At 62.8% G+C, this 12,643-nt stretch carries 10 protein-coding genes; 5 read left to right on the forward strand and 5 right to left on the reverse strand.

The genetic code is table 11. The features are described 5' to 3' along the window. The first annotated feature begins 118 nt into the window (after nt 1–118). From NKJ64_RS10505 to NKJ64_RS10515, 3 genes are all read left to right on the forward strand, one after another. The gene (locus tag NKJ64_RS10505) at nt 119–1,897 is read left to right on the forward strand and encodes an alpha,alpha-trehalose-phosphate synthase (UDP-forming) (RefSeq protein ID WP_352462502.1); all 1,779 of its coding nucleotides are present in this window, start codon (nt 119–121) and stop codon (nt 1,895–1,897) included. Continuing rightward, the gene (gene otsB / locus NKJ64_RS10510) at nt 1,894–2,682 is read left to right on the forward strand and encodes a trehalose-phosphatase (protein ID WP_023748419.1); all 789 of its coding nucleotides are present in this window, start codon (nt 1,894–1,896) and stop codon (nt 2,680–2,682) included. Before NKJ64_RS10505 ends, otsB begins: the two co-directional genes overlap by 4 nt. A 201-nt stretch (nt 2,683–2,883) precedes the next feature. Continuing rightward, nucleotides 2,884–4,341: an NCS1 family nucleobase:cation symporter-1 gene (locus NKJ64_RS10515; protein ID WP_023710457.1), complete on the forward strand. Its 1,458-nt coding sequence runs from the start codon at nt 2,884–2,886 to the stop codon at nt 4,339–4,341. A gap of 76 nt (nt 4,342–4,417) precedes the next feature. Here the strand turns inward: NKJ64_RS10515 and NKJ64_RS10520 are convergent, their stop codons facing one another. From NKJ64_RS10520 to tpiA, 5 genes are all read right to left on the reverse strand, one after another. Continuing rightward, nucleotides 4,418–4,963 (reverse strand): DUF1697 domain-containing protein, encoded by a 546-nt coding sequence (locus NKJ64_RS10520; RefSeq protein ID WP_023830059.1) that lies wholly within the window; start codon nt 4,961–4,963, stop codon nt 4,418–4,420. Between the two features lie 24 nt (nt 4,964–4,987). After that, nucleotides 4,988–6,625, reverse strand: coding sequence for a CTP synthase (gene pyrG, locus NKJ64_RS10525; RefSeq protein ID WP_081725397.1), 1,638 nt, complete (start codon nt 6,623–6,625; stop codon nt 4,988–4,990). A gap of 154 nt (nt 6,626–6,779) precedes the next feature. Next, the gene (locus tag NKJ64_RS10530; RefSeq protein ID WP_023693456.1) at nt 6,780–7,898 is read right to left on the reverse strand and encodes a L,D-transpeptidase; all 1,119 of its coding nucleotides are present in this window, start codon (nt 7,896–7,898) and stop codon (nt 6,780–6,782) included. A gap of 201 nt (nt 7,899–8,099) precedes the next feature. Beyond that, a complete protein-coding gene (gene secG / locus NKJ64_RS10535; RefSeq protein ID WP_023693455.1) occupies nt 8,100–8,588 on the reverse strand; it encodes a preprotein translocase subunit SecG in 489 nt (162 codons plus the stop codon). 196 nt (nt 8,589–8,784) lie between these two features. Continuing rightward, on the reverse strand, nt 8,785–9,555 hold the full coding sequence (gene tpiA / locus NKJ64_RS10540; protein WP_023688559.1) for a triose-phosphate isomerase: 771 nt from the start codon (nt 9,553–9,555) through the stop codon (nt 8,785–8,787). A gap of 147 nt (nt 9,556–9,702) precedes the next feature. On the opposite strand from tpiA, the gene NKJ64_RS10545 reads away from it, so the two are divergent. Both NKJ64_RS10545 and trpD read left to right on the forward strand, forming a co-directional pair. After that, nucleotides 9,703–11,598, forward strand: coding sequence for a peptidylprolyl isomerase (locus NKJ64_RS10545; protein WP_023738725.1), 1,896 nt, complete (start codon nt 9,703–9,705; stop codon nt 11,596–11,598). Nucleotides 11,599–11,629: 31 nt separating this feature from the next. Further along, complete coding sequence (gene trpD / locus NKJ64_RS10550) at nt 11,630–12,640, forward strand: anthranilate phosphoribosyltransferase (RefSeq protein WP_023819951.1); 1,011 nt, start codon at nt 11,630–11,632, stop codon at nt 12,638–12,640. Nucleotides 12,641–12,643 lie beyond the last annotated feature (3 nt).

Consider the following 12,643-nt stretch of genomic DNA (forward strand, 5'->3'; position numbering starts at 1 on the left):
CCCAGGGTTTGTGCGTTGCAAAAAACACAGGTTCTCACGGGCGATCGTCGGCTGCGAACACTCAAAATCGAACCATGAAGAAAAAGGCCCTGACGGCCAAAATTGAGTTGGAATTGGAATGACTGATTATGGCATGGCCCTGCTCTGGGTCTTGATCCTTGCAAGCCTTGGCCTTTCGATTCTAGCCGTTCTGTTATCGATCTCCAGGCAACGTAGCCATAGCTTGACGGTTGCACCGACTGCCGGCGAGGACGTCGCATCGGAAGCGACGCGCAAGGTTTTGCGGGAGTTCGAGAAGAACGGACAATCTCCCGACGCGGCGCTGGTGAACTGGTCGCCCGACACCTTGCGCAAGATACTTGCCGACGACCTGCCGGACGCGCAGGTCATCGTCGTCTCGAACCGGGAACCCTATATCCACAACATCAAGGACGACGGCGTCGAGCTTCTGGTGCCGGCCAGCGGCCTGGTGTCGGCGCTTGAGCCTATCACCCGCGCCTGCAGCGGCACCTGGATCGCCTATGGCGGCGGAACGGCGGATCGTCTGACGGTCGATAGCAACGATCGGGTTCAGGTGCCGCCCGACAATCCGTCCTATACGCTGCGCCGCGTGTGGCTGAGCGACGACGAATATCAGGGCTACTATCTCGGCTTTGCCAATGAAGGGCTTTGGCCGCTCTGCCATATCGCCTTCACACGGCCGGTCTTCCGTGCCTCGGACTGGGAGGCCTATGAGGCCGTCAACCGCAAATTCGCCGATATGGTGGTTGCCGAGGCGCGCAATGAGCGGCCGATCGTGCTGGTTCAGGATTACCATTTCGCGCTCCTGCCGCGCATGATCCGCGAGCGCCTGCCGGAGGCGATCATCATCACCTTCTGGCACATCCCGTGGCCGAACTCCGAAGTGTTCAGCATCTGCCCATGGCGCGAACGCGTTCTTGATGGACTGCTCGGGAGCTCGATCATCGGCTTTCACACCCAGTTTCATGCCAATAATTTCACTGAAAGCGTAGACAGGTTCCTGGAAAGCCGGATCGAGCGCGCCGACGCCGCGATCTCGTATGGCGGGCGGACGACACTGGTGCACGCCTATCCCATCTCCATCGAATGGCCGGCCGAACTCCTGGCCAAACTGCCACCGGTCGAGGAAAGCCGCGCCCGCCTGCGTGAGCGGTTCGGCCTGTCGGCGGACGTCAAGCTGTGCGTCGGCGTCGAGCGCCTGGACTACACCAAGGGCATCCTCGACCGCTTCCATGCGCTGGACGAATTGTTTACGCGCCACCCCGAGTGGATCGGCAAGGTAGTGTTCCTGCAGATTGCTGCCCCAAGCCGCGGCACGCTGCCGGCGTACCAGCAATTGCACGATGAATGCCTGCGTTATGCCAACGAGCTCAACCAGCGCTACGGTCATGACGGCTACAAGCCCGTGGTCATGGTGGCTGAGCACCATTCGCAGCAACAGGTCTATGAGATCTATCGCGCCGCCGACATCTGCATGGTCACCAGCCTGCATGACGGCATGAACCTCGTAGCCAAGGAATTCGTCGCCGCGCGTGACGACGAACAGGGCGTGCTGTTGCTCAGCACGTTTGCCGGCGCGTCGCGCGAACTGCTGGAAGCACTGATCGTCAATCCTTACGACGCGGCGATGATGAGCCAGGTGCTGCTGCAGGCGCTGACCATGTCACCGGACGAACAACGCGAGCGCATGCGCCCGATGCGCGAAATAGTGCGCGACAACAATGTCTTTCGCTGGGCCGGCAGCATGCTGCTCGATGCGGCGCGCCTGCGCAAACGCGGCGACCTCGAAAGAGCGACAAGTGTCGCCGAGCGGCCCGCAAACACCGGCAGCAACATCGTCTCACTGTTCGACCGCATGCGGAAGGTGGCGTCATGAATAGCCTGTCGAAAGCACCGGGCCTGCCAACCGCACCCGACCTGCCGGAAGGACAATGGGCGCTTTTCCTCGACATCGACGGCACGTTGCTGGAGCACGCCGCGCACCCCGACGCCGTGTCCGTGAGCGACGAACTGCGCAACCTCCTCGGCGCCGTCGACAAACGGCTGGACGGCGCCGTCGCCTTTATCACCGGCCGCTCGGTCGAGGGCGCCGACCGCCTGTTTCATCCGTTGAAGCTGCGTGTTGCCGGTCTCTATGGGCTGGAACACCGGCTGACGCCGGACGGCCCGGTCGTTACCGCGGATGCTCCCGCCGATATCGCTGCCCTTGCCGACGCCATCGAGGCCGAACTCGATGACGGCCTTGTTCATATCGAGCGCAAGGGTCCGATCCTCGCCATCCATACGCGTGCGGCGCCGCATCTGCTGGCCAGGGCAACGCATCTTGCCGAACAGGCATTGACCGAGCTTCCCAAGGGCTATCGGGTTATCCCGGGCAACGCCGGCGTCGAACTCATGCCGCTCGAAGCGGCCAAGGGCGCTGCCGTGCGGCGTTTCATGGCAATCCCGCCCTTTGCCGGACGGCGGCCGGTCTTTCTCGGCGACGACACCGCCGACGAAAACGGTTTCGAGGCGATCAACGAGGCCGGCGGCATCTCGATCCGGGTCAAACCGCGTGGGCCGACCGTGGCCCAATACAGGCTCGATGATGTCACCTGCGCGATAGCTTGGCTTGCCGCCAATTTCGACGCATCACCGGCTCTCAACCGCAAAGCGTCCTGATCGCTGCCGCCTGCGGATCGAATCAAGATACGCCGCGTTTGCGCCGACCTTCGCCAAAAGCCGATCGATAAGCGCTGTTCTCATTGAATATCTTTAAGGCCAAAGCCGGCAAATGGATTGCTTGCCGGTTCCCCTGCGTCAGGCATAACCTGCGCAGTCGACGCGTGAGGGCGCGTGCGGCATCAAGGGGAGGACATCGCAGTGACCATACAAGGCGCATCACCTGATCTATACAATGAGGATCTGGCTCCGGCCAAAGTCCGAAACTGGGGGCCGTTCTCGATCTTCAACGTCTGGACGTCGGACGTCCACAGCCTCTGGGGCTATTATCTCGCCGCAAGCCTGTTCCTGTTTTGCGGCGGCTTCGTCAATTTCATCATCGCCATCGGCATCGGTTCGCTGATCATCTACGCGCTGATGAACATGGTCGGCTATGCCGGCGTGAAGACCGGCGTGCCCTACCCCGTGCTGGCGCGCGCCTCCTTCGGCATCTGGGGCGCCAACATTCCGGCCCTGGTGCGCGCCATCGTCGCCTGCTTCTGGTACGGCGCGCAGACGGCGGCGGCATCGGGCGCGATCGTGGCGTTGCTGATCCGCTCGCAATGGTTCGCCGATTTCAACGCCAACACGCATTTCCTCGGCCATACGGGTCTGGAAGTGATCTGTTTTGTGGTCATCTGGGCACTGCAATTGCTGATCATCCAGAACGGCATGGAAACGGTGCGCCGCTTCCAGGATTGGGCCGGCCCGGCGGTGTGGGTGATGATGTTGATCCTGGCGATCTATCTCTGTGTAAAATCCGGGAGGTTTGCCTTCACCAGCGACATCCCGATGGATGTGCTGCTCGACAAGACAAAGGATGCCGGCGTACCCGGAACCCCTGGCTCCTGGACGTCGCTGTTTGCGGTGGCGGCGATCTGGGTCACCTATTTCTCGGCGCTCTATCTCAATTTCTGCGATTTCGCCCGCTATGCCCCAGACAAGGCATCGCTGCGCAAGGGCAACATCTGGGGCCTGCCGATCAATCTCATCCTGTTCTCGCTGGTCGCCGGCGTGACCACCATCGCTGCCTTCGACGTGTATGGCGAAGTGCTTCTGCATCCCGACCAGATCTCGGCGAAATTCGACAGCTGGTTCCTGGCAGCGCTTGCAGCCCTGACTTTTGCCGTGGCGACGCTCGGCATCAATGTGGTGGCAAACTTCGTCTCGCCGGCCTTCGACTTCTCCAATGTCTTTCCCCGGCAGATCGACTTCAAGAAGGGCGGCTATATCGCAGCTGTGATCGCGCTGGTGCTCTATCCCTTCGCGCCGTGGGAAGGCAGTGCCGCATCTTTCGTCAACGTCATCGGCGCGACGATGGGGCCGATCTTCGGGGTGATGATGGTCGACTACTATCTGATCCGGAAGGGCGAGGTCGACGTCGAGGCACTGTACCGCGAACATGGCGAGTTCCGCTTCCAGGGCGGCTGGCACGTCAACGCCTTCATAGCCGCCGGCATCGGCGCCATCTTCTCCTCGGTCCTGCCGAACTTCACCAACCTGCTGCCGGCATGGTGGGGCGTTTATGGCTGGTTCTTCGGCGTCGGCATTGCAGGGGTCATCTACTACGTCCTTCGCACCGCCGCCCTTGGCGCAGGGGCCAGGACGGCGAAGGCGTGAAATGAGAGATAGGGAGTAGTCAGTAGCCAGTAGGGAATAGTATAACCCCTACTCCCTACTCCCTACTCCCTACTCCCTACTCCCTACTCCCTACCATCTCAGCCAACCTCCGCACCGTGTTCCAGTTGCGTGCGGTGCCGATGCCCATGCGCTTGTGGTTCATGGCAGCGAGCAGCCGCGAGCTTGGCCGCTCGCGCGAAAAGACGACCCAGATGTCACCGTTGACCGAAGCCACCTTCTCGTCCTCCGCGGCATAGGCCTGGAGCGCGGCCACACCATCCGCTGGCGCTGGCTTGCGCATCACCCGCACAGCCACCTGATCGCCTGCCTCGGCAGAGTCGGCCGGGAATGGGTTGCCGGCGGCAAGTTTCAGCCAATCCTCGGCAGTGCGCACGATGATGACGACGTTGCGGCCGAAGGTTTTTTCGAAGGCCGTTTCCAGCCGCTGTTCCAGCTTGGCGATGCCGGTCGCCCGTGTCTCGAAGACCAGATTGCCGGTCGCCACCAGGGTGCGCGGGTTCTTCAGCCCAAGCTGTTCAGCCATCGCCTTGAGGTCGGCCATGACGACCCGGCGGCCTTCGCCGAGGATAATGCTGTAGAGCAGCGCAACATAGGTCTGCATCAGCTGCGAAACCTCACCGTGGCCCTAGACCAGTCGCGACTGGTCCACCGCGGCCGAGATGAAGCTGGCGAACAGGGGATGCGGCTCAAGCGGCCGGCTCTTCAGCTCCGGATGGTACTGGACGCCGATGAACCAGGGATGGTCGGGGTATTCGACCGTTTCCGGCAGCACGCCGTCGGGCGACATGCCGGCAAACACCAGGCCGCAATCTTCCAGCCGCTCCTTGTAGTCGATATTGACCTCGTAGCGGTGGCGATGGCGCTCGGAAATCTGGGTGTCGCCATAGATGTCGGCGATCTTCGAACCCTTGGCGAGTTCAGCCTGATAGGCGCCAAGCCGCATGGTGCCGCCGAGATCGCCGGTTTCGCGGCGCTTCTCCAGCATGTTGCCTTTCAGCCATTCGGTCATCAGGCCGACGACCGGCTCGTCGGTCGGACCGAATTCGGTCGACGAGGCGTGTTCGACGCCGGCCAGCGAGCGCGCCGCCTCGATGCAGGCCATCTGCATGCCGAAGCAGATGCCGAAATACGGCACCTTGCGCTCGCGGGCGAATTTCGCCGCCAGGATCTTGCCTTCCGAGCCGCGCTCGCCGAAGCCGCCGGGCACCAGGATGCCGTGCACCTTTTCCAGCCACGGCGTGGGGTCTTCCTTCTCGAAAATCTCGCTCTCGATCCAGTCGAGCTTGACCTTGACGCGGTTGGCCATGCCGCCATGCGACAAAGCCTCGATCAGCGATTTGTAGGCATCCTTGAGGCCGGTGTATTTGCCGACAATGGCAATCGTCACCTCGCCTTCCGGATTGTGGATGCGGTTGGACACGGCCTGCCAGGGCTCCATACGTGGCTTCGGCGCCGGATCGATACCGAAGGCGGCCAGCACTTCCGAATCGAGCCCTTCCTTGTGGTAAGCCATCGGCACGTCATAGATGTGGGGCACGTCGAGCGCCTGGATGACGGCACTTTCGCGCACATTGCAGAACAGCGACAGTTTTCTGCGCTCTTCCTTGGGGATGGCGCGGTCGGCGCGGACCAGCAGGATATCGGGCGCGATGCCGATGCCGCGCAGTTCCTTGACCGAATGCTGGGTCGGCTTGGTCTTCAACTCGCCGGCCGTCGGGATGTAAGGCATCAAGGTCAGGTGGACATAGACGGCGTTGTTGCGCGGCAGATCGTTGCCGAGCTGACGGATCGCCTCGAGAAACGGCATCGCCTCGATATCGCCAACCGTGCCGCCGATCTCGCACAGCACGAAATCATAGTCGTCATTGCCGTCGAGCACGAAATTCTTGATCTCGTCGGTGACATGCGGAATGACCTGCACGGTGGCGCCGAGATAGTCGCCGCGCCGTTCGCGCTCGATGATGTTCTTGTAGATGCGGCCGGTGGTGATGTTGTCCTGCTGGTTGGCCGAGCGGCCGGTGAAGCGCTCGTAATGGCCAAGATCGAGATCGGTCTCGGCGCCGTCATCGGTGACGAAAACCTCGCCATGCTGGTAAGGCGACATCGTTCCGGGATCGACATTGAGATAGGGATCGAGCTTTTTGATGCGTGCGCGATAGCCTCGCGCCTGCAAGAGAGCCCCAAGGGCCGCTGCAGCGATGCCTTTTCCAAGTGAGGAAACCACGCCGCCTGTGATGAATACATATCGCGCCATGGGAGTCATCGCTTAACGCGGCCGAATTGATTCCGCCAGAGAAAAAACCGCCGCTGAGGCTTTTTCCAGAGAAGGCGCGATAGTCCCGAGGTTCGAGACTGGTGTTTTGGTCAAAACAAAAGGGCCGGCAAAAGCCGGCCCTTTCGGCAGGTTTGTGAAAGCGTCAGATGATGACGACCTTGGTGCCGACCCTGACGCGGCTGTAGAGGTCCATGACGTGCTCGTTGATCATGCGGAAGCAGCCATTGGAGGCGCTGGTTCCGATCGACTGCGGCGCGATGGTGCCGTGGATGCGCAGATGCGTGTCCTTCTTGCCGTCGTAGAGATAGATGGCGCGGGCGCCGAGCGGGTTCTGGCCGCCGCCGGGCATTCCGTCCTTGTACTGGCCATAATGCTTGGGTTCGCGCTTCTGCATGTCGAGCGTCGGGATCCAGCGCGGCCATTCCTGCTTGTCGCCAACGGCAACCTTGCCCTTGAACTGCAGGCCTTCGCGGCCGACCGCGATCGCATAGCGGCGGGCGGTGAAAGCCGATTCGACGAGGTAGAGGCGGCGCGCGCTGGTATCGATGACGATCGTACCCGGCTCATAGCCGCTGAATTCGACGTCCTGCGGCACGAATTCCGGCTTCACCTTGAACTGCTTCTTGGCTTGCCGCTTGGCGAGAGCCTGGTCGAGCGCGCGCGTTTCGGGGAGATAGGCAATCGACGAGGCAGAGGACGTGCCGCCGAACAGGCCGGCGAACAGTCCGCCGCTCGTCGGCTTCTGGCCCGGGGCCTCGCTGCGCAATTCGCCATTGTTGCCGGTCAGCGCGATATTCATCGCTTCGGCCGGAAGCGGTTCAGCCGATTCGATCGGCTCGATCGGCGCGATCGGGTCAACCGGAGCGATGATCTTGGTGGTCTTCTTGCCTGGCTTGGCGTCGGCAACCACGACCGGCTTGCCCTTGCTTGCCAGGAACGCCTGGCGCTGGGCATCGGCCCTGGCTTTCGCCGCATCGCGCATCGCCAGCTTGCGGGCCTCGAGCGCCTTGACGCGGGCGAGATCCCTGTCGGCGGCGATCTTGTCTTCGAGCTTGCTGATCTGAGCCAGATCATCCGGGCTCGGGTTTTTCTTCTTCTTGAGAAGCTTCAGCTGCGTCGCATCGCTCTTGGCGGCGACGTTGATGACAGCGGTTTTGCCAACCGCCTGCGGTGAGGTCATTGCCGGAGTGCCGGCGAAGACCGCGGAGCTCATGCCGAATACGGCACAAAACCCCATGAAAATGAAGCTGCGAAGCTGCATGGCGAAGATCCGATCGTTCAATGCTTGTTGCCCACGGCGTCGCCCGGCGCCCCCCAAGGGCGCAGAAAGTGCCGCCGGCAATCTATAATCGAAGTGGCGTACGGGCCTCAAGCACGGGGTGCGGTCGAATCTTCGTGATCGTGTGCCATTTGCCGCGACTGTGTTGAAACAACAACAGATCGCGGCATCTGACGCTACCGACTACTGGTTCGGAACCTGCGGTGTCACCGGCAAGGTAACGCCATTGGTAGCCGGCGGCGTAGCCGAATCGGTTGCAGGTGGCGTCGCCGGAGATGGAGCCGTCGCCGGGGCCGTGGTGGCGGGCGGCGTGGTGGCGGCGCCGTTGGCCGCGGGCGCGGCCGGTGCGGTGTTGCCCGAAGGCGGCGTCGGCGCCGTCGTGCCGGGCAACTGATTGAGCACGCCGTTGCCGCTGTCGGCCGGCACGCGGTCGAGAATGTCGATCGGTTTTTCGCCATAGCGGGCAACGATCGAGAGTGTCAGCGACGTCACGAAGAAGGCCGCGGCCAGGATCGCCGTCGCCCGCGTCAGCGCATTGGCGGCGCCACGCGCGGTCATGAAACCGGAACCGCCGCCAATGCCGAGACCACCGCCTTCGGAGCGTTGCAGCAGCACCACGCCGACAAGGGCGAGCACGACCATGAGGTGGATGACGATCAGTACGGTTTCCATATTTTATCCTGGCAAGCCCTGCCGCTCCCTGGCGATCAGGGCCGGTGATTTGGAGGCGGCTCCATACAATGCTTTAACGGCATTTCCAAGCCCGTGGCCGGAATATGGGAAGCAATGCGCCCTTTGCAACGATTTCCGCCGAACTGCTGCGTTCATAAGTCTATGACCGAACTGGTCGGCAACGAAATTCCGGGGCCTACGAGATATTCTGGTATGCCTCGGCGATGGCGAGAAAGTCGGACGCCTTCAGGCTGGCGCCGCCAACCAGCGCGCCATCGACGTTTTTGACGCCTAGCAGTTCGACAGCGTTGGACGCCTTGACCGAGCCGCCATAGAGGATGCGCATCTTGCCGGCCACGGCTGCGCCGAGCGCTTCCGCCAGTTTTTGGCGGATATGCGCGTGCGCCTCCGCCACGTCTTCGGCGGTCGGCGTCAGGCCGGTGCCGATAGCCCATACCGGCTCGTAGGCGATAACGGTGTTGGCGGGCGTTGCGCTCGGTGGCACCGAGCCGGCGACCTGGCGCGATAACACGTCGAGTGCTGTGCCCGCTTCGCGCTCGGCCTTGGTCTCGCCGATGCAGATGATGGCGACGAGCCCTGCCCGCCACGCCGCCGAGGCCTTGGCGAGGACGATGGCATCGTCCTCGCTGCGCTGTTCGCGGCACTCGGAATGGCCGACAATGACGTGGCTGGCGCCCGCATCCTTCAGCATCTCGGCTGAGACGCAGCCGGTGAAGGCGCCGCTTTCCTTGATGTGGCAGTCCTCGCCACCGGCCCGCACCGGCGTGCGCGACAGGATTTCGACGGCGCGCGACAGTAAGGTCGCCGGCACGCAGACCAATGCTTCGGTCTCTGCGTCGAGCCCGCTCATGAAGCCGTTGCCGATCATCCTGAGCTCGTTCAGCGAAGCGCTGGTGCCGTTCATTTTCCAGTTGCCGGCAACGAGCGGTCGAATTCCTGGCGTCATGGGGATCTGGTTCTCCGGGCGACATTGGGGTCTCGCCCTCCCTATCAAAATCAGGCCACAAAGCAATCGACAGTGAGCCGGAAGGGCGCTATTGCGCTTGTTTCAGACTCGGGCGCACGCAAAACTGCGCAAAAATCGGAAGTAACAATGCTTGGTATATTGAGAAGCGCGGCAGGGACCTGGGTCGCGAAAGCCCTGCTGTCGCTGCTGGTGTTGAGTTTCCTTGCCTGGGGCGTCACCACGCGGATGACGGGCGGCTTCCTGGCTGGCCATCATGCGGTGATCACCGCCGGCAGCACCACCGTGTCGATCACCGAATACCGCCTCGCCTACGATCGCCAGATCGCCATGCTGCAACAGCAGATCGGCCAGCGCATCAGCCGCGACCAGGCCAAGGCCTATGGCATCGACAACCAGGTGCTGGCTCAGTTGGTGTCCGGCGCCGTCCTCGACGAACAGGCGCGCAAGCTCGGGCTTGGCTTCTCCAAGGACAGGCTGGCCGAACTGACGCGGCAGGAACCCGCCTTCCAGGGCCCGAATGGCCAGTTCGACCGCCGGCTGTTCGAATCCCGCCTGCGCGAACTGGGAATGCGGCCGGAGGATTATCTGAAGAACCGGGCTCAGGTGGCGGTGCGCCAGCAGATCGTCGAAGCGGTTTCGGACGGGCTCAAGGCTCCGGATACCTTCTTCAAGGCAGTTGCGCTCTATCGCGGCGAAGACCGCACCATCGACTATCTGATCTTGCCAAAGGCGTTGGTGGAGCCGATCGAGGCGCCATCCGACAGCGTGCTTCAGGCTTATTTCGAGGCCAACAAGAAAACCTACGCGGCGCCAGAATACCGCAAATTCTCCTATGTCCGGCTCGAGCCCGAAGACATCATGGATGTCAGCGCCGTAACGGACCAGCAGGTCAGCGACGACTACAACAAGAACAAGGGCCGCTACACCACGCCGGAAATGCGCACCATCGAACAGCTGGTGTTTCCTTCCGCGGACGCCGCCAAGGCGGCATCCGATTCGCTGAAGACGGGCGCCACTTTCGACAAGATCGTCACCGCGCAGGGCAAGACCCCGGCCGACACGCTGCTCGGCACGCTCTCCAAGGATAAGATCACCGACAAGGCGGTCGCCGATGCCGCATTCGCGCTTGCCGTCAACGAAGTCAGCCCGGTCGTCCAGGGCGCGTTCGGTCCGGTGCTTTTGCGCGTTACCGAGATCAAACCGGAAACGGTGAAGCCGCTGGCCGAAGTGTCAGACCAGATCCGCAAGGATCTGGCGCTTGGCGAAGCAAGCCGCATCCTGCTCGACGTGCACGACAATTACGAAGACACCCGCGCCGCCGGCAGCACGCTGGCCGAAGCCGCCGCCAAACTCAAGCTCAAGGACGTTACCGTCGAGGCCATAGACCGCACCGGCCTCAAGCCGGACGGCACCATCATCAAGGACCTGCCGGCATCGCCGGACCTCATCAAGGCGGTGTTCGAGGCCGAGCCCAACACCGAGAATCAAGCCCTGACCACCCCTAACAACGGCTTCGTGTTCTATGAACTGACATCGATCACGCCGGCTCGCGACCGCACGCTGGACGAAGTCCGCCAGCGCGTGGTGGCGGACTGGACGACAGAGGAAACGACCAAGCGGCTGACCGCGAAAGCAGACGAACTCGACAAGCGCCTCAAGGCTGGCACCACACTCGACGTCATCGCCGGCGAACTGAAGCTTGAAAAGCAGACCAAGCGCGGCGTGAAGCGCGAGGCCGACGATGTCGATTTCGGCAAGGAGGGTGCTGCTGCGATGTTCGGCGTCGGCGAAGGCGGCACCGGGCTGATCCCCTCGCCCACCGGCGACGGCCAGATCCTGTTCAAGGTCGCCGAAGTGTTCGAGCCGGCCGGAGCCGACGCCAGCTCGGTACCCGACGATGCGCAAAAATCCTTCACGCAAGGCATGTCCGACGATCTGCTCGACCAGTTGGTGGCGCAGTTGCAGACGCAGTACGCCGTCAGCGTCGACCAGGCCGCCGTTGCCCAAGCCCTCGCCCAATGAATGGCCCTAGCCCAATGAACGTCTTGGCCGAATGAGCGCCCTGAAGACCCATATCGCCAAGGTCGCCACGGGAACCGGGCTTACCTTCGAGGAAGCGCGCGAAGCTTTCGACATCATCATGTCTGGCGACGCGACGCCGGGCCAGATCGGCGGCTTCCTGATGGCCTTGCGTGTGCGCGGCGAGACGGTGAGCGAGATTTCCGGGGCCGTCGCCACCATGCGTGCCAAGATGCTGCGCGTCGAAGCTCCTGAGGGCGCAATCGACATCGTCGGCACCGGCGGCGACAATTCGCATTCAGTCAACATCTCGACCGCTTCGGCCTTCGTCATTGCTGGCTGCGGCGTGCCGGTCGCCAAGCACGGCAATCGGGGCCTGTCGTCGCTGACGGGCGCTGCCGATGTGCTGGTCGCGCTCGGCGTCAAGATCGATATCCCACCAGAGGTAATCGGCCGCTGCATCCAGGATGCCGGCGTCGGCTTCATGTTCGCACCTGCGCACCACCCGGCGATGAAGCATGTCGGCCCGACCCGCGTCGAGCTCGGCACGCGCACCATCTTCAACCTGCTCGGACCGCTGTCCAATCCGGCCGGCGTCAGCAGGCAGATGGTCGGCGTGTTCCTGCCGGAATGGATCGTGCCGGTGGCCGAGACATTGAAGGCGCTGGGCACCGAGCATGCCTGGGTCGTCCATGGCGACGGCTATGACGAGATCACTACCACCGGCGAGACTGTGGTTGCGGAACTGGCCGGTGGCGAGATCCGTCATTTCACGCTCACCCCGGAAGCGGTCGGCCTGCAGCGCCACAGCAAGGACGAGCTGCGCGGCGGCGATGCCGCCTACAATGCCAAGGCGTTGCGCGACATGCTGGGCGGTGCTGCCGGCGCCTATCGCGATACGGTGCTGATGAATGCCGGCGCCGGCATGGTGGTAGCCGGCAAGGCGACGACGCTTGCCGACGGCATGGCCGCGGCCACACAGGCCATCGACAGCGGCCGGGCGCTGGGCGTGCTCGACAGGCTGGTCGAGATTTCGAACGGATGAGCC

The organism is Mesorhizobium sp. M0062 (assembly GCF_040323125.1).
Taxonomy (GTDB): domain Bacteria; phylum Pseudomonadota; class Alphaproteobacteria; order Rhizobiales; family Rhizobiaceae; genus Mesorhizobium.